Source organism: Deltaproteobacteria bacterium, from assembly GCA_016210005.1.
GTDB lineage: Bacteria > Desulfobacterota > Binatia > HRBIN30 > JACQVA1 > JACQVA1.
On the sequence record JACQVA010000100.1, the window covers coordinates 14,264 to 35,317 of the forward strand.

Genomic DNA, 21,054 nt, shown 5'->3' on the forward strand with positions numbered 1-21,054 from the left:
CCCTTGAAGTGCTAATCCGCCACCGCAGGAGCGCCGGGGTCAGGCGCGGGGCTGCCCTGTGTGAGTCGTTCGATCTCGATCAGCAGCTGTTCCTTGGTGAACGGTTTGGTGATGTAGCCTTGTGCGCCCGCCTCGCGCGCGCGGCGCCGGTGCTTGTCACTCGAGCGCGAGCTACAGACGATCACGGGCAACTCCTGGAAGCGCGGATGGCGGCGAATTTCGGTGATCAACTCGTAGCCGTGCATGCGCGGCATCTCGAGGTCGGTCACTACTAGGCGGAAGCGGCCGCTGGCGAGCTTCTCCAGGGCGTCGAGCCCATCGACGGCGGTGTCGACTTCGAGGCCGGCGCTTTCGAGAAAGCGCGCCGCCAGCTTGCGCACGCTGATCGAGTCGTCGACCACCAAGATGGAACGAGCCTCGACCGGGGCCTGGTCGGAGGCCTCGGCCATGATGAAGGTGGCCTGGCGATCGGCCACTGAGGCCAGCACGTCGAAGAGCCGGCCGACGTGGAGTACGAAGATCACGGCGCCGGCGCCGGAAATCGTTGCCCCCGACAGGAACGGATGGGCCTCGAGCACGCGCCCGAGCGGTCGGATCACCACTTCCTGCTGCGCCTGGACGCGATCGACGATCAACGCCATGGCGCGATCACCGGCGCGCAGGACTACAGCGACGGCGGCAGTGGCGGGAACGTTCTCGCCTACCAGCGGTGCCATCAGCAACACCGGCAGCAGCTCGTTGCGCACCTTCAGCATGCGCTGGCCGTCGACCAACACGAGGTCACTCATGTCGATGGCGATTACCTGCTCGACGAAATCGACCGGCAAGCCGTACACCTGCGGTCCGCTCTCCAGCAGCAGCACTTCGTCGATCGAGGTGGTGGTCGGCAGCGCGACGCGGATCGTGGTACCCTGGAGGTCCTTCGAATCCACCAACAGGCTGCCGTTGAGCGCGGCAATCTCACGCGCGACCACGTCCATACCCACACCGCGCCCCGAGATGTCGGTCACCGTCGCCCCGGTACTGAAGCCGGCGCGGAAGATCAGCGGCAGCAGCTGCTCGCGGTTGGGGCTGACGTAGGGTTCAATCAGCCCGAGCGCGCGCCCGCGGGCGAGAACCGCCTCGAAATCGATACCACCGCCGTCGTCGTGTACCGCCAGCAGGACGCTGTTGTGGCGCTGGCTGGCTACCAGCCGGATCTCGCCGACCGTCCGTTTACCCCGCTTCTGCCGCATCACCGGTGACTCGATACCGTGGGAGACGGCATTGCGGACCATGTGCAGCAGGGGGGCGTAGAGCGACTCGACGATGGACTTGTCGAGTTGCACGTCGGAGCCCTCGAAATGCAGATCGACCAGTTTCCCCTCTTGCCGGGCGGCATCGCGCACCGGTCGCAGCAGCCGGCGGAACAGGGTGTCGAGCGGCACCAGGCGCAAGCGAGTGATTTGGCGCTGCAGGCCGGAGGTGATCTTGGAGAACTGGCGTGCTTCTTCACCGAAGGCATCGATGAAGGTACCGAGCTGGTCGGCGATCTCGCCGGTGTCGGTGGCCAACTCGATCACGCTGCGGGCGAGGATGTTGAAGTCGTCGTATTTGTCGAACTCGAGGTCGGTGAAGAAATCATCTTCCGGCGTCGCCCGGCCGCCCTCGCTATCGCTGCCGGCCGCGCGCGCGGCCAGAGCGACCGGGCGGTCGCCGGTATTGAATTCGTAGCGCTCCTGAAAGCCTTCGATGATCTCCGCCAAGCGCGTGCGCGAATAATAGAGCTTCTCGCGCAATTCACCGAAGGCCTGGATCTTACGGTCCATGCGGGTGCGGCTGACCACCAGCTGGCCGACTTGGTTCATCAAGGCATCGAGGCGGGCGGCCTGTACGCGTACGATATTGGTTTCGGCGTCCGAGGCGCGCGCCGCCAGGGCTTCGGAGAGCGCCGGGGCTTCGGGCTCACCCGCCGGCAACAGCGCCGGTTCCAACGCTTCCGCGCCGGCCGCGGCCGGCGTCGCGGTGGTCAGGGCGGCGACTTCCGCGGCCACGTCGCTGATTACGGCACGCTGCTCATCGTGCACGCCGCGGCTGCGGTTGATCAGTTCGGTGACCGAGTCGGTCAGCCGGAACAGGAAATCGACCAAGCGGGCGGCATCGACCGCCAGCTCGCCGTCAAGCACGGCGTCAAGCAGAGATTCACCATGATGGAGCTGGCCGGACACGCTTTCGAGGCCAACGGCTGCGGCGGCGCCCTTGAGCGTGTGGAAGTGGCGGAACAGCGCCTGGAGCAGCGTGCGATCATCGGGCTGATGTTCCAGATCCAGCAGTAGTTGTTCGCAAGCCTCGATGGCCTCGGTGGCGTCGATGGTAAAGGCGTCGAGCAACTCGCGCTCGAGTGCGACGCCCGCGGCATCGGCGGCTGCCGGCAGCGGCACCACCGGCGCCGGCAGCTCCGGTGCCTGCTGGTTGGCGGCAGCGAACAGCCGGCCCATCGCCGCTTGTGCGTTGGCGAGGAACTCGGCCGACAGCGGAATCAGCTCGGGCTGTTCCGCGGCAGCGCCGAAGCCGTCTTGGAGCTGTTTGGCGATCTTCGAGAGGTCTTCCAAGCCCACCATCGCCGCGGAGCCTTTGATGGTGTGAAAGATCCGCGACAGCTGGTGGCAGGCCGCCGACTGGGTCTCCGCCGCCGCCAGGCGCGCTACCAGCTCCGGTACCCGTTCGAGGTACGATTCGAGCTCGGCCGCGAAAACCTCCGCCAGCTCTTTGGCCCAGGCCTCATCGGCTTCCGCATCGCCATCGCCGGGGCCGGCCGCCTCGGCGGCATCGTCCGTCGCGCTCTCGCCCGGCGGTACCTGCGACAGGGACTCCTCGGCCGCTTCGGTCTTGCCGGCGGCAAAGACGTCCACCTCGTGCAGGTAGCTACGCACCCGCGGTGAGAATCCCATCACCATTTCGGTGTAGAGGTTTTCTTGCGTCTCGGGGTTGGCGCCGGCGAGGCAATCGTCGAGCAAGGGTTCGATGAGCGCAAGCGCGTCCTGCATTTGGCGAAAGATCGCGAGCGCTTCGCCGACATCGCTGTTGAGGTAGGTGCTGGCCACCTCGGCCACGCGGTCGACCACGGCCCCGACTCGGCTGAGGTAGGTCAACCCCACCAGTGAGGCGGTGCCTTTGAGCGAATGCCCAAGTGCGCGCAGCTCATCGAGCGCGACTGAGTCGTTCGGGTTACTGAGCAATTGCGCCAGCCGCTCGCGCATGCCTTGGGCGAAGCGCCGCACGTCATCGCGGAACAGGTCCTTGATCGAGTCGATGGTAAAGCGGTCGGCCATTAGCGTACGCTCCTGGTTCCGCTGGCGGCCAAGCGGTTCGAGCCGGGGAGTTCGGCACCCAGCCCGAAGTTGGCGGCCGGCCGCACGATGCGGCGAAAGATGACCGTGCCGTTAGTGCGAATGGGCTCGAGGATATCGCGGTAGGCTTGCAGGGAATCGGCGAAGCCGGCGACGAAGAAGCCGCCGCGCCGCAGCGCCGCCACCAAGTTGCGCACCACGCCATCGCGCTGGGTGCCCTGGAAGTAGATCAGCACGTTGCGGCAGAAGATGACGTCGACCTGGGTGATCGGCAGGGCATCGGCGAGGTTGCAGCGCAGCCAGCGCACCGCCCGCCGCAGTTCGGGGCTGACCTCGTAGTGCTGGCCGGCCGGGCGGAAGTAGCGCTCGCGCCGCCAGGACTCGAGCATGGCGACATCGCGAGCGGGGTAGAGTCCGCGCGCCGCTTTGTCGATAGCCTCGCCGCTGACGTCCAAACCGACCAGCTCGACTTCGAGTTCTTCGAGCAAGGGCCGTGACTCTTCGGCGATCATGGCCATCGAGTAGGCCTCTTGTCCGGTCGAGCAGCCGGCGCTGACCAAGCGCACCCGCCGCCGGCCGTCACGAAGTGTTTCACGCACCAGCTGGGGGAAGATGAAGCGCGCCAGGGCATGGAAATGCGCCAGGTCGCGCAAGAAGCTGGTCTCGTGAATGCACAATCGTTCGATCAGTGTCTGCAGCTCGCCGCCGCCGGCGGGGCTTTCCTGCACCAGGCGGGCGTAGTCGCCGAAACCGATCCGCAACTCGCGCAGGCGCGCGGCCACCTGATTGTTCAGGTATGACTCGTGTGGCCCGCCCAGGTACAGGCCGCAGCGAGCCGCCACGGTGTCACGCACCCAGGCCACCTGCCACTCCGGAAGTTCAAGGGTGCGTGTCATGGCCACCTACGCGGGAGCACGGCGCCGGCGTCAAATCGTAGTCTGCCCGTTACCCGGCCGCTGCGCCGGTTCCTGCTCCAGCGGTATCAGTTGTGCCGCGGAGGCCTCGGCCTTGCCATTGCCGACGGCTTCGACGCGGAAGAGGCCGATCTGCTGGTTCAGCTCGCTCGACACTTGGATCAGCGCGGCGGTGCTGTGCTGGGTTTGTTCCGAGGACACCTGCGCCTGGCGGGCGACATCGGAAATACTGAGCATGGCTTCGCTCAGGCTGGTCGCGCCGCGCACCTGTTGGTTGGCGGCGAGCGAGATCTCAGCGATCAGCTCGGCGCTTTGGACCGAGGCGCGCAGGATGCGTTCGAGCGCGTTGCCGGCTTCGGTGACCATGCCGGTCTGCTGTTCCACGTGTTCGGACTGCCGCTCCATGCCGCCGACCGATTCGTTGGTTTCGGCCTGGATCGCCGCGATCAGGCGGGCGATTTCCTCGGCGGCGCCTTCGGTACGTTCGGCGAGTTTACGCACTTCGTCGGCGACGACGGTGAAGCCCAGGCCGTGTTCGCCGGCACGCGCGGCCTCGATGGCGGCGTTGAGGGCGAGCATGTTGGTTTGCGCCGAGATTTTTTGGATGGTGTTGATGATGGTGGAGATTTCCATCGAGCGTTCGCCCAGCCGTTTGATCTTCACGGCCGAAGCGCGGGTATTCTTCTGCAGCGCGTCCATGCCGGTGATCACGCGTTTGACGACGTCGCCGCCTTGGTGGGCGGCTTCCTCGGCGCGTTTGGCGGCTTCGGCGGCGACGGTGGCGTTCTCCGACACCGACTGGATGTTCGAGGTCATCTCCTGCACTGCGGCGGTGGTGCTGGTGATGTCGCTGGTTTGCCGCGACGACCCTTGCGCCAGCTGTTCGGCGGAGGCCTGAATCTGAGTGGCGGAGCTGACCACGCGCGCCGACACGCTCTTGAGGTGTTTGACCAGTTCGCCGACGTTCTCGAACATCAGGTTCAAGGCGTCGGCGAGGTTGCCGAGCACGCCGCTGCCGACTTCGGCGCGGGCGGTCAGATCGCCTTCGGAGGCGCCGGCCACCACCGTGAGCAGGTGGCGAATCTCGTTCTGCAAGCGGCGGTTGTCTTCTTCGGCTTGCACCAGCGAATCGACCCGTTCATCGAGCATCTGGTTGAAGCCGCGGGCGAGGACGCCGAGTTCGTTGCGAGCTTTGACCTTGACGCGGGCGCGGAAGTTGCCCTCTTGAATCTCACGCATGGTGCCCGCCAGGGCGCGCACCGGGCTGGAGATGCGCGAGGCCAGCAGCAGCGCCACCAAGACGAAGCCGCCGATGAGGCCGCCGCCGAGGGTCGCCGTCAAGTTGCGCAAGCGGATGACGGGCCGCATGGCTTCCTCTTCGGCAATCTCGGCGATGATCAGCCAGTTCAAGCCGCGCAAGCCATCGAGCCAGGTCGAGGCGCCGAGCACCGACACATTGCGGTAGTTGAGGTAGCTCAGAGCCACCACCGCTTCGCTCTCCTCGGTGCGCGGCGGTGGATATTCATGGGCGTCGGCACCTTGAATAGCGCCTTCGGATTCGACTTTCTGGCCTAGAATAGTGGTGCCGCTCAATGCGATCTCAGGGTTGTTCTCCTTCAGTTGGTCGAGAAAGCGTGAGTCGTTACGCATGAAGAAGTCGTTGGCATTGCGGCCGATGAGGTAGACCTCGCCGGTCTCGCCCAGTCCGACCGCTTCCCACTGCTTGTCGGAGGTCATGATGTTGTTGATGCGATCGATCGGCACCTGCACGATCAACATGCCGATCTTCTGGCCGTTTTCGAAGATGCCGGCACCGGCGAACAGCAACGGCTTGCCGTGGGCGGGCAGGTAGGGGGCGAAATCCATCAGCAGGTAGTCGCCTTCGCGCGACTCGATTTGCAGCCGGCGGAAGAGTTTGCCGATGCTGGAGTTAGCATACGGGCCGTCGAGCAGGCTGGTTTGGAACTCGGGGCCCTTGCCCACGCTGTAGGTAATGCGCCCGTTGTTGGCGTCGACCAGGTAGAGATCCTGGAAACCGAATTTCTCCACCATGCCGCGAAAGACCGGCTGCCAGACGGCGTGATACGAGCCGTAGCGGCTGCCGTCGCTGGGGTCGCTGAGCAGGTACTTCTTGCCTAGCGGGTTCGGGTTCATGGCCATGTAGGTGGCTTGCAGCCAGACGGCGGAGCGCTGGGGCAGCAGGAGCGAGCGCAGATCGAGCTTCTTATCCGCGAGTTCCTTCTTGTAGTAGGTTTCGACGAACTTCTTGAGAGCACCCATGCGCTCGCGCATGTTCTCGGTGGCGGTGATCGGGTCGTCGTCGAGTTCGCGCGTGGCATTGCCGAATTGCTTGGCCGCCAGCAGCGTGGCGGGGTTGCGCGCGACGGTGACGACCTGGTCTTCGACCAGCTGGAAGTGGCGCTCGATTTCGCGCTTCTTCCCGTCGCGCACCGATTGCAGTTGGCGCAACGCCTGTTCGCGCATTGATTCGGACGCGACCTGATAGCTGCGCCAGCCCAGGAAGGTCATCGCGGCGACGGCTAGCGGCACGAAGGCCAGCAGCACTTGCCAGCGGATCGCCAGGCGGAAGCCTCGGTCGGCGGTTGCATTTTTGGCGGCCATGATAGACCCCTCCTATTTGTTACTCAGCGGCACAGCGCGGCCGATTGGCGCCGCTTCATCGGCGCGGCCCGGCAGGCGCTGTTGAAAGCGCGCACTCACGACGTTGACGGCTTCGGCAACCAATTTGTCGGCATCGAGCACGGTTACCACCCCGGTTGCAGCCGGCCAGTATCTGCGGGAGAGCGGATTAGCCGCCGGCCCGCTGGGATAATCTTGCATCTCACCGGCATCGATCGAGCGCACATCGCGAACCCGATCGACGGCCAAGCCGATGTCCACCTCGCCGCAGGTGAGCACCAAAATCTGATCGCCCGGCGTGTAGGGCCGGGCGGGCATATCGAGCAGACTATCGAGCTGCACCAGCGGCAGCACCTCTCCGCGCAGGTTGATCACCCCGATCAGCGAGGGCGGCGCCTGCGGCACGGGGGTGGCCGGCTCGCCGGTGAGCACCTCGCGCGCGGCGGTCACGCTGATGGCGTAGTCGCGCCCGGAGCGAGTGAAAATGCAATAGTCCTCGCCCAGGTGAGCCAGCCGCGCGCTCAGCCGGGTGGCGAGATCGAAGTGGGCCTCAGTGCTCACGCGTACCTCTTCACGATCGACACCAGATCCGAGGGGCTGAAGGGCTTGGCCAGATAGTCGATCGCACCCTGCTTCTGGCCCCAGAAGCGGTCGCTCTCGCCGTTCTTCGAGCTCACCATAACCACCGGGATATCCTTGGTCAGCGTGTCACGTTTGAGCTGGCGGCAGGTGGCGAAGCCGTCCTGGCCGGGCATGACGATGTCGAGCAAGATGATATCCGGTCGATCCGCGCGCGCGCGCTCCATCGCCTCGACTCCAGTGCTGGCCTGGATGCAATCGTAGCCTTGCGGCGAGAGCACGTTGGCGATCAACTGCACTTCGCTGCGAATGTCGTCGACAATGAGAACCTTTGGCATTACTCCCTCACAAGACGAAATACGGTGGCCTCAGGCCACCGGTTGAACCTCGGCGAAATCGGCGGCGGCCATCACCGGCACGTTCGGCGGCGGCGCCGCGCTCAGTTCCCGTTCGAGATCGAAAGCGCACTCCAGCACCTTGGTGATCCCGCGCTCGGCCAGAGCCGCGCTACGCGCCTGGGGATCGTCGTGGCCGTTGCCGCTGGCGCGGCTGGGATTGGCCAGGCCGATCACGGTCAGGCTGCGAGCTTCCGGCATCCGCTGCAGTTGCCGCAGCTGATCCCAGAGCGCGCCGGCGCCGGTGACCTCGGCGATCAAATGGGTCGGGCCATAGAGCCGGGTCATCATCGGCAGCTGGCGAAAGCCTTCAGTGATGGTGAAGATCTGCCACTCCGGGTGGGCCAGGGCCAGCGCGCGCAGCTGCTCGTGGACCGCGCTGTCGCGATGGCAGGCGATCAAGACCCGCTGGCGCACGGGCGCCAGGTCGGCCTCCACCGCTCCAACCACCACGGCGCGGAAGAGCAGGCGGCAGGCGCGACGAAAGACGTCGAGCAAGGTGTCATCCAACGAGCGAACCGAGCCATCACCGTAGAGCGTGTGGCGTGCCCCCGAGCGCGCGTGCTGCAAGCTCTCGCCCAACTCGTGCGTCAGGCTCTCGATCAGATCGGTGTACGAGCGCGCTTGGTCGGCCGCCGCCCCGGCGGGGGTATCGACCTCTTCGACATAAACGCCTTCGAGACCGGCGCGCAGGGTCTCGAACATCACTTCGAGCAGCTCGCGGCGGGCGCCGTCGTTGAGAGTGGTAACGGCGACCTCGGCGGCTTCCTCGGCTTCGGCCTCGTCGATTTCTTCGAGTCGAGCCGCCAGCGGCTGCGGCTCGCGCGCCGCTGAGCCGCCGTTGAGCGGCGGTACTTCGAGCAAGGGCATCGTGGCGGCCAAGCTCGGCGCCGCCGCCGGCAGTTCGGGAATGATCACGGCCGGCGGTACGGCAATCGGCTCGAGCGCCGGCCGCGCGGCGGGGAAGATCGCCGCCTCCGGCACGGGCGCGGTCTTGACCAGCTCACCGCCGGCCGCTTTGGCCAACACCTCGGCCACTAAGTTGATGACGATTTGCGGCTTGAACGGCTTGGCAATGTAGCTGACGACGTTGCCGATATCCTCGTACGCTTGGCGAATCTCGGCGCCCTTGGCCGAGATCAGAATCACCGGGATGTTGGCGGTGTCGGGGTCTTCGGCCAGCCGGCGGCAAACTTCGGTGCCGCGCATATCAGGCAGAATGAAGTCCAACAGAATCAGCGCCGGCTTGGTGGCTTTCGCCTTCTCGATGGCTTCGGTGCCATCGGCGGCGAGGTCGAGCATGTAGCCCGCGGGCTTGAGGACGATTTCGAGCGCCTTACGAATTGTGAGGCTGTCGTCGACGCCGAGAATCCGCGGCTTCTCATCCATTGCGTGTCTCCTTCCTCACCCTACGAGTGTACCCTGGCACAGCGGCCCCCTCACGGCATCGCTGGGCTAGCGGGCGTGCCGGCCACGGCGCTCTTCCCCCAGCTGCTCGCTGGTCTCGACCAGCAGCCACACCGCGGACTCGTTGATCCGTTGCGGCTGCACCGGCGACTCGGCCGCGACGAAGCGGTAGTTGCCCTCACGTGTGCTCAGGATTCGTTTGAACGCGCCACGCCCCCAGATGCCGGCGGCGCAAGCATCGGCAACGCGGCCGGCGTCGAGGAAGACCTTGGCCGGCGCACCATCGGGAGTCTCAACCGCGAGTTCGCCGGTTCGGCGGGCGGTGCTAAGCGCAATCAGGTCGCGCATCAACGTATCGCCGCCCAAATCGCCGGCGACGAGGTCGAGTCCGGTTGCTGACTCGCTCTCCTGCAGCGCTTTGAGCAAGGCCTTGGCGGCATTCGCAGCGCGCGGGCGGCCGTTACGGCGCACCAGGCGCCCGAAGGTCTTGAGCGCGGCCGCCGTCGGCGCGCGCCGCAACTCGACGGCGACGGCGGCGATCTTGTCCTGGCGATCGCGGAATGCCAGCGCTTCTTTGAGCAGCGGCTCCAGCTTCTCGCGCAAAGCCCCGCTCAGGATGCGGTTGGGCTCTAACAACGCGTGCAGCCGGCCCTCAATGTCAACCAGGTGTCCGACGCTGAGTCCGCCGTCGTGCACCAGATTAGTGGCCACCGGAGCCTTGGTCCGGAGATCGAGTTCGCGCACGCCGCTGCAGCCATCGACCGGCAAGGCGAGCAAAAATGAACCTGCGCGCACAATCATGAACGCAGCCCGCTCGGTAACCCCGAGCAACTCGGTCAAGCCGAAGGCCTCGCGCAGATCCACCACCAGGGCGGGCTGCCCGCGGTGCAGCAGGAACGGCCGAGTGCTCTCACCGGCTTTGGCCGTGTGGAGCACCGCCTCGTCACGCTGATAGACGGCTTCGACCCAGTCGAGGTGGACGCAGAAGCACCCGTCATCGACACCGAAGACGAGAACGCGTGCTGTGCGAGATGCTTCTGCTATCGCTGTGCTCATCATGGGTCCTCCCGCCCGCGCCCTGTAGGAGCAGGAGGTATGCCACGCCGCTTGTTAGGTGACGGCTTCCCGAACTGAGCGCCGCAACGCGGATCTGTGCGGTACCCATTTAACGCAGCGTTCACTATGCGTCACAGCAATTCGGCAGTCAACCGAAAAAAGTCTCGGATACGCGGTGACCAGACCCGAATTCGGGTATCTGCTGGCGACACAAAATGGCACTGGCACCCCCGGTTGCAGGGTCGGCACGCGCCTGCTGGTAGACATTATTGACCCGAGAACGCGATCCGCTCAGAACTGGTAGGTGATCTTCAGGCCAGTCTCGTCGCGCCGGTGCATGCGGCCACCGATGGTCCACGGGTCGTTAACCGTGCGGCCGAAGCTGGTGAAGTACCGCTGTTGCAGGGCGATAGTCAGATCGGGCGTCGCCGCGTAGCTGACCTCCAACAGGGCCGCAAAGGCATTGCTCATCGGGTCGTACAACCCAACGCCGAGCGGAACGATCGTGCCGCCGCGGTAGAAGGTGTTGACCGCCAGGGTCATCAGGAACTCCCAGCGCTTGAGGTCATCGGCACCGAAAGCAGTGCCATCCTGGAGGCGCTCGACTTGGCCGGCAAAACGACAGCGGCTGGGATCAGCACCCGCCCGGCATTGCCACGCCCCCACGCCACCGCTGCTGACGAGTTCATCGCTGTACGGCAGGACGGGAGGATTGTTCGGATCGTTGCTCGGAGAGAAGTACGGATCCTGGCCGGCGCTGACCGCGCCGCGCAGCTCGTCGCTGTTGCCGTTGATGTATTGCCAGAAGAACTGGCCGGTGAGGAAGAACGTGTTGCCCTGGTTCAGCCAGCGGATCCAAGTCGGTCGATCGAAGCCGAGCATCCCGGCCCAAATGTCACGCTTGGTGAGCTGATTGGTCGACAGGGCGAAATCTCCGGTAACCGGGTCGATTACTGGTTGATCGTTCATATCCTGGACGATCAGCTGCTCGTCCTTGGCCGTCGTTTGGTAGGGCTGCCCCAATGAGTAAGCGGTCTCTAAGCGAAAGACGATCGACGTCAGGCTATCCTCGAAGTAATTGGCGGTGAACCCGAAGATGTGAACGTACGGGTGCACCACCTTGGCGGTCACGAAAGTGGGCACGACGCTGGTGCCTGCGAACGACATCCCGCTGAAGCAGGCGGGATCGTTCTTGTTGCGGACACAGGTCTGATTATTTTGATCGACCTGAATCTTCTCGATGTGAACGCCGAACGGCTGGCCGTAGCCGATCGCCTTGCCGCGGCCGTATATGTAGTTGGTAGTGAACTCGAGGCCCTGCGGGGTAACGGTGTGGAAGCGGACGCCGACTTCGCTGGCCTCTTCCGGGTTACGATTGAAGTCACCACGCTGATAGCTGGTTCCTTGCAGATTGAACACCGGGCTGGTGAAGAACAGGTTGTTGGTCTTGCTGGGCACGTTGATTTGCCCGGCGCGCAGGGGATCGGGATAAGGCAACGCCCACGGGCGCGGCAACCAAGCTACTTTGGTGCCGGGCTGGAAATCGAACGGGTTGTAGACCACCTCGACGAACGTGTTTTGGAAGGGGCCGATGACGCCGAAGTCCCACAAGCCCTTCGCCATCCACAGCGGCACGCGGTAATTGTCGAAGGTCTCGTAAGGGAAGCGCCAGGTGACGTCGAGCGGATTCCACACGTCCATGAGCCGGAACTGATCGGCCTCACCCCAGACCACCTGTTGGCGGCCGAGGCGCAGGCTGAGCGGCACGTCGGCGAAGCGGACATCGACGTAGGCCTCGCGCAAGCGGTTCTCCCAGGCGAGGTCGCGGCGATCGGAGTCGGTGAACCGGCTGTAAAGGCCCTGGCGCAAGCTGCCGTCGGGGCGCAGGGTGCCGATCTCGTTACCTTGGACCGGCCCGCCGACGATATCGTCAAAGCGGGTTTGCCCGTGCTGGAGTTCCTCGGGCGCGATGGCGTAGAAACCATCGTAAGCCCCGCGGTAGAGAAAATAGAGCTTCGACTCCTTGAGGAACGGCACGTTGAACTTGTTGATGAACCGCCCGTCCTGAAGCCAATCCCAATCGACCCGCAGGCGCAGCGTGTTGCGGTTTTGCTCGAACTGGAATTTGGTCGCGGCCGAGTGCCGCACCAAGTTCTGCGACTCGAGACTGCCGGCCAACTGCAACGCACCGTACTGCACGCCGGCGCGCGCCGGCCCACTGCTGCCGGCCAGCAACGCCAACCCGACCGCGCAACCAATGCCCAGCCTCACAGATCCGCTCCGTCCGGTCATAGCCCCTCCTCTCGCTCGCGGGTGGGTTCCCTAGCCCATGCGCTGCGTCAATGCCAACCGCCGCGCGGCGGCTCAGCCGCCCTTCTCTATCATGTGGGCGACGGTGAAGTAGTCCTCGGTCACTCCCATGCGCGCGCCGACATTGATGAAGTAGCCCTTTTCGGTGCCGGCGAATCGCGGGTTAGCGGTTGCGGTCGCGTGTTGGAGCTGCACGTCGTAGTAGATGTCGGCATTGAAGAACAGCATCTCGTCTTCGTATTGCACCCGCGCATCACCCGGAATGGCTTCTCTCTTGGCCGTATACATATTGACTGCGGTCTTCCACAGCTGACCGGCGCGGTCATAGCTGTCGGAAATCGCGATCACCCAGGCTTCTTGGTCGACGTAGAGGACGCGCTTGCCATAGGCGTACTGGCTCATCTTCGGCGTCGCCTCGATCACCCAGACGCGGCGCGGCTCCCACACGTCTTCGTAAAGCCAATCCTCCGGGTTCTGCCACTTGGGCGGGAAGTTGCGGGCGTGCATCGTCGCCAGGATGGTGCGCTCGCCCAGCAAGCGGTAGCTCATCCAGCCGATGTGGCCGTTGTAGCCAGCGAAGGAGTCCGAATCGACGTCCTGGCCAAACAAGGCATCGGAGCGCTGCGCCGTGGAGAGCCGGCGCACGCGCCGCAGTTGTGGCAGGTACAGCCAGTTGTCGTCCTGGCGCCCCGGATCGAGGTAACGATAGAAGGTGGCGCCGACCCCCTTGAGATCGAACGGTTCGAGAATCGGGTGCAGCGACTCCTTGTACCGCACCCCCTCCGGATTAGGCATTTCCGGCTTGGGGTCGACATACAGGCGGCCGTTGTAATTGAGCCGGCGGTAGACGTCGGTCAGCAAATGGCGCTCGGTACGGATCGGCTCATGCGGTCCCACCGACCCGCTGTAAGTGTCAACGCCGCTCATGACTTTGTCGTCAGTCAGGAAGCCATTGTAGTAGAAGTTCCACATCACCTTCGCGGCCGCATCCGGGTCATTGGCGTCGACCCGTGGGAACGGCAATCCGGCCACGTAGTTCTCCACCGTCAATGCCCCGGGACCGAGGCGGACCTGGCCGGCATGCTTCTCGGTGGCTTCACGAAAGCGCTTGGGCATCTTGATCGGCTTGTAGTCAACCAGCTCCAGGCGCCAGCCGTAGCGCACACCCCAATCGATGCCCGGCACCAGCAATTCGGTGAACTGGCTGGCGTTCTTTTCCGAGATCACTTGCCCCGCCGCCAAACCGTACTGTTCCAGGCTGGGCGCGCCGCCGTCACCAGCAGAGTCGGCCGGCTCGTCTATCGGCACTGCGGCCTGTGGCGCCGGTTGCGGCGCGCGCACGGGCGCTGCCGGCCTGTGCACATCGGGCGCAGCGGCCGCGGCCACCTGCGCTGGCTCCTCGACCGCCGGCTCTGGTACTGCGAGCACGGCTGGCTCCTCGGCCATCGGGGCGGGCTCGGGTTCCGGCTCAGGTTCTGGTTGACGCGGCGCCGGCTTGGCCACCCGCACTGGAGGCGGAGCCACCGGAGCCGGCTCCACCTCCGCCGGCGCTTCGGCCACCGGAGGTGCGACAGCAACCGGTGCGGCAGGCTCGGGTTCCTCGGGCACATACCTGGGCGCCACCGCCGCGCGTCGAGCTGGCGCCACCGGGGCCGGCGCCGCCTCAACCTCACGCGCCGCTACCGCGGGTGCGGCCTCGGGTTCCTGCGGCACGTAGCGCGGCGCCCGCGCTGCCCTCGGAGCTGCTGCTAATGGAGCGGGAGCAACCTCGACGTTTCGCGCCGCTGCCGCTGGCCCAGCCGAGGGAAACTCACTGATAGCGGCTGGCGGCGGACTGCTACGCAGAACCCGACGAGCGGCCGCGGCGGTGCCGCCACCCACCGCCCCGGCACGCGCGGTCGCCGGTTTCGCAGCCGGGCGGGGCTTGCGCGGCGCACTCGCCACCGGCGCCGGGCGCCGCGCCGGGGGGGCCTGCTTGGCCACCGGCGCCGGCCTAGGAGCAGCCGGCACCGCCGGTGCCGCCGGCGCAGGCAGTGGTGCTGCCGGCGCTGCCGGCGCAGGTGGCCGCCCGTCTTCGGGAAACAGATCTCCCCAATCGACCTGGGCGGTCGCCGCGCTGAGTGTGAAGAGAAGGCCGAGTCCAAAAAAACCGGCCCGAAGTGCCACTGTTCGCATCTGCGCCCCTCCTGCGCGCGGCAGACACTGCAATCGCCGTGCTAGACGCGCAGTAGCGCTTCAACCCGCCATAGGTCAAGTCCGGCGCCCGGGTGCCCGACGCATGTTGGACGACTCGTCAACTGAGTAGCGCAATTTTGTGCGCGCTCCAGGGCTTCAAAACCGCCGCCGTCCGGACTATCGTGCTGGCATGGCCTCTGCTTCGTAATGTGCGGAACTTCGGCTCCGGTCGATGTTGACCGCAGAGATGTCGGCCGAAGAAAGGGTGCTACATGCGACGACGATTCCCCGTGTACCTTGGCCTGGCGGCCACGACGCTCCTGACCATCGCAGCTAGCGTCCACGCCCAAGTTGATTGGGGCGATCTGTTTCCCGAAGAGCGACAGCCCGCGGCACGGCCGGCACCCGCGCCTGCGCGGGTACAACCTGCTCCAGCCGCAGCGCTCCCCGCCGCACCGCCGGCGGCGACAACGCTGGAGCGGTCGTTGCAACGCCCAGCCCAAGTGGCCAGACCGCCGGCGGCACCGGTGCCGGCCGCACCTCGCGTGGCCGCACCCAAAGCCTCTGCACCCAAGAAGGTAGCCATGCCGCGGCCGCAAGCGCCGGTTCGCGAGTTTCCCGCCGCCGCAGCCAGTGCGCCGCGCGCAGACCAGCACAGCAACTTGCGCTCGAGCCCGCCGCCGGCCTCGATCGAGGAGCAGCACGCGGCACCGGCCGCCCCGGCTGAGTTGGAACCGGTTGCCGCACCGCCAGCGGCGCAGCCCGAGCCGGCACCGAAGCGGGTGGCGGCACCCGCGCGCGCTCCTGCTGCGGTAGCCGCCAGCCGTGTTGAGCCACCGGCGGCAGATCAAGCCGATGGCGCATCGGACACCGCCGTGGCACCCGCTCCGGCCGTCGCCAGCCGCGCTGCGGCTCGCCCTGCCGCCCGCGGCGCGCAACGCGCACCAGTCGATGTCCCCGCGGATGAGCCGCCCCTTCAAGGTGAACCGGTAGCTGACGTCGCGTTGCTTACAGCTAACCATCATAACGGTGCTCGCAGCCAGCCCGCGGCCGACGCCATCGAACCCGGCGTCGTGGTCAACGAACAGAATCTCGAACAGTACAAGCACCTGCTCAGCCCTGGCCTGGAGTGGGCCGTTCACTACGGCTGGCGCATCAGGGTGGGGGCACCGCGCCCGATCGAGATGATTCGGGCCTACCGTGAAGCCACCGAGAAATACAGCGGACAGGCCAAGCTGAGCCCGGATGGCTTGCGGGTCCTCAACTGGACGGCGGGATTGCCGTTCCCCAACATCGATGTCAACGACCCGATGGTCGCGCACAAGATCATGTGGAACTACAGCTACTCGTTCGTCGCCACCGACGATTATACCGCCGAGAACTTCGATGCCGACACCGGCACCATTGCCAAGAACAAGGGCATGACGGTCGAGCGGCATTACATGATCGACAACTTGCGCAAGCTCAACTACACCGGCCGCCTCTTCGTCGATCCCAAGCCGAACATCCCGAACTCGGACGACCTGCGCTACAAGGAGTCGCTGCACCCACTGAGCGAACCGTTCGATCTCAAGGGAGTCGGCGGCACGTTCTACCGCTACAACGATCCCAACCGGCAAGATGACAGCTGGCTCTACCTGCCGCAGTTGCGCCGCGTGCGCCGGCTCTCCACCGCCCAACGCTCGGACGCCCTATTCGGGCAGGACAGCGACATCGACAGCTACTACGGTTACAACGGCCACATCGCGTGGATGGACTGGAAGTTCCTCGGCGAGCGCACGATACTAGGCGCCGTGCACGGCCAACATGTGCCGGTGAAGTGGCAAGAGCCCGAAGATTGGGCTTTTGACGACGTCTGGGAGCCGCGCCAGGTATACGTGATCGAGGGCGTCTCCAAGCTCCCGCAATACGCCTACGGCAAACGGATAATCTTCATCGACAAGGAAGGCTGGGTTGTCACCTCCTCAGACATCTACGATCGGGCGGGGCAGTTGTGGAAAGTTTGGGTGAACCTGCGCAGCTTCAAGCGCGAGGTCATCCCGGGCGCCAAGCTGTCGCGGTACTCGGACGAGATGGGCTTCACGCACGCCATCGTGTGCCTCGACACCCAGCTGCTACATGCGACCAAAGCAGCCCTACCCAGCACCCACTCTCAGGGCGAGGAATGTCTGTACTACAACATGGGCGATAAGGTCGGACTCAGCGAAGAGTTCTTCAGCGTGGCCCACTTAATTGAGGCCGGCCACTAGGCTTGCCCCCGGAGGGGAGATGCGCCGCGTGTCTCCCCTCCCCCTCCCTGCGCCATGAGCCGCCGTCAGCCTTAGGTTCGCCTTGACAAACAGACGGGGTTACCGAGATAAGAGCCGCCTATGAAGCCAGCGATCACCCTTATCGCATTGCTCGCGGCCCTGTCGGCCTGCACTCCGCCGGCAGCGCATCTGCCGCCCGCTCCGGCACATGCATTCAGGCGGGCGGAGGACGCCTTTGCGCGTGGGGCCTACGAGCCGGCGGCGGCGGCGTACCGTCAGTTCCTGAACAGCACGCCGGACCCCGCCTACGCACCACGTGCCGCTTACCAGTTGGCGCTCGCGCAGTATCACTTGCAGCAGTATGGCGCCGCGCTGGTGACGTTGGATGAACTGAAGCAGCGCGTGCCCGGGCAGCAGTGGGTGCAAGTGTACGCCTTGCGCGGCGACGCCGAACTCGGCCTCGGCCGCCGGGTGGCGGCGTTGCTGGCCTGGGAAGAAGCCTGGCAGCTGGCCGGGCCGGCCGAGCAGGCGCGCCTGCAAAACCGCATCGGCGCCGTCAGGCCGCAGTTGACCGATGACGAGCGAGCGGAGGTGAGTGAGGTACTGGTCACGGCCGCGGTTCGTGAGGCGCTCGGCCTCGGCGACCTAATGGCCGCCGCACCCATGCCCCCATTCGAGATCGCCGCCGTTCCGGCACCGCCGGAAGTTGCCGCGGTCGAGGAGGAATCAGAACCTGCGGTCACAAACGGCGCCGAGCCACTGCCACCGGCAACAGAGGAAGAAGCGGCGGTCCCGCCAGCACTGGGCGACGAGGCTGAGGCACCCCCCGAAGCGGTCGAGGTGGCCGTGCCGGCTCCCGGGCCCACCACCAAGATTGCCTGCCTGTTGCCGCTCACCGGTGTCGATCGTGCCTACGGGCAACGAGCACTGGCCGGGCTGCGGCTGGCCTTTGCCGATGCCCCCGAGCAGTTAGTGGTTCGTGACACCGGCGGTGATCCGGCCAGCAGCGCCGAGTTGCTGCAGGCTCTGCACCAAGATTCGTCGGTGGTGGCGGTGGTCGGCCCGTTGCGCAGCAGCGAAGCCGAAGTGCTCGCCCCGCTGGCCGAACGCGAGCGGCTGCCGTTGCTGCTGCTGTCACAACGCGAGGGGCTGGCTGGCCGCTTCGTGTTCCAGGTGGCGATGACGCGGGGCCAGCAGGCTGAGATGTTGGTGCGCTACGCGGCCGACACGCTCAAAGTGCAGCGCTTCGGCGTGCTCTATCCCGAGGATGGTTACGGATCGGCCTTTGCCCAAGCGTTCATTGATGCGGTGGCAGCGCAGGGCGCCAGCGTGGTGGGCACGCAAGCATACGAGCCCGGCAACCCCGACTTGGCCGCAGCTGCCGGCGCCGTGCGGCGGTGGCATCAGGCGGGGCTGCAAGCGCTGTTCATTCCCGACGCCGCGGCGACCGCGGCCGCGGTGGCGGCCCAGGTGCGCGAGGGTCTTCCGGACGTCGCCCTGCTGGGCACCGAGAGCTGGAATGATGCCGCCGCGCTGAGCCGGGCGGGCGACGTGATCAACGGCGCGGTCTTCACCGACGCTTTCTTCGCCAGCAGCACGCGCGCCTCAACCCGCGAATTCGTCGAGCGCTTCGAGCGCGGTGAGGGGCGCCAGCCGACGGTGTTCGAAGCCCAAGCCTTCGACGCCGGCCTGGCCTTGCGGCGCCTGATCGCCGGCGGGGCCACCTCGCGCGAACAGATCGTCGGCCAGCTCAACGGCTTGGGCCGGTTCGAGGGCGCTGGCCAGTTGCAGGGCACACCCGGCGGCTTCGGGCGCGCACTCTCGATCTTGCGCTACCGCGACGGGCAGGTCGAAGAGGTGGCGCCGGCCACCGACGGCTGACCCGGCCGCGAGCGATCTGCGGCGGCGGCCACCCGATTGCGGTTGAACTCTACCCCGAAAGGGCACGCCATGATGGAGCTGGCAGTCGCAAACGCGCGCATCGAACTGGTACGCGGCGACATCACTCAGCAGGACACCGACGCCATCGTCAACGCCGCCAACTCGACGCTGCTCGGGGGCGGTGGCGTCGACGGCGCTATCCACCGCGCCGGCGGACCGGCCATTCTCCTCGCCTGTCGCGCCCTGGGCGGATGCAACACCGGTGACGCCAAGATCACCACCGGCGGCCAGCTTCCGGCCCGCTACGTCATCCATGCCGTCGGCCCGGTTTACCGCGGCGGCGCCCATCGGGAAGCCGACTTGCTAGCCAGCGCCTATCGGCGCAGCCTCGAGGTCGCCCGCGAAAACCGGCTCGCGTCGGTCGCCTTTCCCTCGATCAGCACCGGGGCCTACGCTTATCCCGTCGCCCACGCCGCGCGCATTGCATTGCGTACCGTGCGTGACTATCTGCGCTGCCACAGCGACATTACGTTGGTGCGGTTTATCTTGTTCAGCTCTGCCGACCTGCAAGCCTACGCCCTCGCACTCGAGGAGATCGCAGCCACGTGACGCGGCCGCTAGCCGCGCCGTCTCTACGTACCGCGGTTCGGAATTACGGTGATGTATCCAACAGGTTCCCGTTCCCCGGGCAGCAATGCCGCCGCCTCTGCGAGGTCGACCCTTCAAGGATGAAACCTGGCAGGAATTACCGGACACGGCCGAGGGACAGCGCGCGTGTTTCAGGTCAGGGTCAGGATGAGGGAATGAGACGCCGGACGGAACCTCACCCTATTTGTGAAGGGCAGCACTACGCCGCCCCTGACGGCAAGGGCTCGACCTCGAGCCCCATCGCCGCCACCATCGCGTGGGCTTCGCTCGGCGCCTGCCCCGGCGTGGTCAGGTAGCCGTCGACGAAGATCGAGTTCGCCACCACCAAAGCCAGCGCTTGAAACCAGCCGAGGTTGAGCTCGCGGCCGCCCGCCACCCGTAGCTCGGTGGTCGGATTGACCAGCCGAAACAGGCAGAGCGCCTTCAAACACCGGCCGGGATCCAGCGCCTGTCTTCCGGCCAGCGGCGTACCGTCAATCGGGTGTAGGAAATTCACCGGGAGTGAATCAACCGCCAACTCGCGCAGAGCGAAGGCCAGCTCGACCACATCCTCGTCGCGCTCGCCCATACCGATGATGCCGCCGCAACAGGTGGACAAGCCCGCACGCCGGATGGCGGCGACCGTGCGCAGGCGGTCCAGGTAGCTGTGGGTGGTACAGATCTCTCCGTGGAAGCGTTCGCTGGTGTTGAGATTGTGGTTAATCCAGCCGATGCCGGCGTGCTTGAGCGCCACCGCCTGCTGATCTTCGAGTAACCCGGGCGAAACGCACAGCTCGAGCGTGGGGAACTCCGCTTTGATCGCGCGGGCAGCGGCGGCGAAGCGCTCGATGTCGGCCGCGCTCGGCGCGCGCCCGCTCGTCACCATGCAGTAGCGCCGGGCGCCCGCCGCCACCGCGCGCCGGGCGCCCGCCAGCAATTCCTCGACTGAGTCCAATCGGTAGCGGGGAATGGCCGCCTCCGAGATCGCCGATTGCGAGCAGTAGTGGCAGTCTTCCTGGCAAAGACCGCTGCGGGCGTTGCGCAGCAGACACAGCTTCACTCGCCGGCCGTGGAAATGCGTACGCACACGAAAGGCCGCCCGCAGCAGCGCGGGTAGGTCCGCGTCGTCACAGCGCAACACCTCACAAGCGTCGCCGCGATCGAGCGCCTCCCCGCCGATCACGGCATCAGCCAAGGCTTCGTAGTCGTTCGACGGGTTGGTTACGGCAGGCTCAGTGGTGCTCGTCCAGGCTTCCATCGCTCGCACCGCTATCAACACCCCCGCGGCCAAGCAAGCCGCCGGGGGTGCGCGACAAATTTGTGGGTAACGTGGTTCGGTGTTATGGCCGTCATTCCCGCGAAAGCGGGAATCCAGTTTGGCCTTTGGCGCTACGGACAAGCAGTTCTGCGTTTACATCCTGGCCAGCAAACGGAACGGCACGCTGTACCTTGGGGTGACTTCACAGCTGGCAACGCGGGTGTGGCAGCATAA

14 protein-coding genes are annotated in these 21,054 nt (G+C 65.9%); 4 read left to right on the top strand and 10 right to left on the bottom strand.

The genetic code is table 11. The features are described 5' to 3' along the window. Nucleotides 1-11: 11 nt before the first annotated feature. From HY699_09970 to HY699_10010, 9 genes are all read right to left on the bottom strand, one after another. Complete coding sequence (locus HY699_09970; protein ID MBI4516125.1) at nt 12-3,311, bottom strand: Hpt domain-containing protein; 3,300 nt, start codon at nt 3,309-3,311, stop codon at nt 12-14. Further along, a complete protein-coding gene (locus HY699_09975) occupies nt 3,311-4,225 on the bottom strand; it encodes a protein-glutamate O-methyltransferase CheR (GenBank protein ID MBI4516126.1) in 915 nt (304 codons plus the stop codon). Before HY699_09975 ends, HY699_09970 begins: the two co-directional genes overlap by 1 nt. Before the next feature lie 30 nt (nt 4,226-4,255). Continuing rightward, complete coding sequence (locus tag HY699_09980) at nt 4,256-6,865, bottom strand: methyl-accepting chemotaxis protein (protein ID MBI4516127.1); 2,610 nt, start codon at nt 6,863-6,865, stop codon at nt 4,256-4,258. A gap of 12 nt (nt 6,866-6,877) precedes the next feature. Further along, a complete protein-coding gene (locus tag HY699_09985; protein MBI4516128.1) occupies nt 6,878-7,444 on the bottom strand; it encodes a purine-binding chemotaxis protein CheW in 567 nt (188 codons plus the stop codon). Then, nucleotides 7,441-7,800, bottom strand: coding sequence for a response regulator (locus HY699_09990; GenBank protein MBI4516129.1), 360 nt, complete (start codon nt 7,798-7,800; stop codon nt 7,441-7,443). The genes HY699_09985 and HY699_09990 overlap by 4 nt, the downstream gene beginning before the upstream one ends. Before the next feature lie 30 nt (nt 7,801-7,830). Beyond that, nucleotides 7,831-9,246, bottom strand: coding sequence for a response regulator (locus HY699_09995; protein MBI4516130.1), 1,416 nt, complete (start codon nt 9,244-9,246; stop codon nt 7,831-7,833). Between the two features lie 66 nt (nt 9,247-9,312). Beyond that, nucleotides 9,313-10,323 (bottom strand): DUF4388 domain-containing protein, encoded by a 1,011-nt coding sequence (locus HY699_10000; GenBank protein ID MBI4516131.1) that lies wholly within the window; start codon nt 10,321-10,323, stop codon nt 9,313-9,315. Between the two features lie 288 nt (nt 10,324-10,611). After that, nucleotides 10,612-12,591, bottom strand: a complete 1,980-nt coding sequence (locus tag HY699_10005; protein ID MBI4516132.1) for a hypothetical protein — start codon at nt 12,589-12,591, stop codon at nt 10,612-10,614. 93 nt (nt 12,592-12,684) lie between these two features. Further along, entirely contained in the window at nt 12,685-14,058 is a 1,374-nt protein-coding gene (locus tag HY699_10010; GenBank protein MBI4516133.1) for a DUF1329 domain-containing protein, read from the bottom strand. A 1,331-nt stretch (nt 14,059-15,389) separates the two neighbouring features. On the opposite strand from HY699_10010, the gene HY699_10015 reads away from it, so the two are divergent. From HY699_10015 to HY699_10025, 3 genes are all read left to right on the top strand, one after another. After that, nucleotides 15,390-17,054, top strand: coding sequence for a DUF1329 domain-containing protein (locus HY699_10015; protein ID MBI4516134.1), 1,665 nt, complete (start codon nt 15,390-15,392; stop codon nt 17,052-17,054). A 120-nt stretch (nt 17,055-17,174) separates the two neighbouring features. After that, nucleotides 17,175-18,935 (top strand): penicillin-binding protein activator, encoded by a 1,761-nt coding sequence (locus tag HY699_10020; protein MBI4516135.1) that lies wholly within the window; start codon nt 17,175-17,177, stop codon nt 18,933-18,935. Nucleotides 18,936-19,004: 69 nt separating this feature from the next. Continuing rightward, the gene (locus HY699_10025) at nt 19,005-19,544 is read left to right on the top strand and encodes an O-acetyl-ADP-ribose deacetylase (GenBank protein MBI4516136.1); all 540 of its coding nucleotides are present in this window, start codon (nt 19,005-19,007) and stop codon (nt 19,542-19,544) included. Between the two features lie 238 nt (nt 19,545-19,782). Here the strand turns inward: HY699_10025 and bioB are convergent, their stop codons facing one another. Then, nucleotides 19,783-20,820, bottom strand: coding sequence for a biotin synthase BioB (gene bioB / locus HY699_10030; protein MBI4516137.1), 1,038 nt, complete (start codon nt 20,818-20,820; stop codon nt 19,783-19,785). A 118-nt stretch (nt 20,821-20,938) separates the two neighbouring features. Between bioB and HY699_10035 the strand changes: the two genes are divergently transcribed. After that, nucleotides 20,939-21,054: GIY-YIG nuclease family protein (locus tag HY699_10035; protein ID MBI4516138.1), on the top strand; the 116-nt coding region annotated here is incomplete at its 3' end.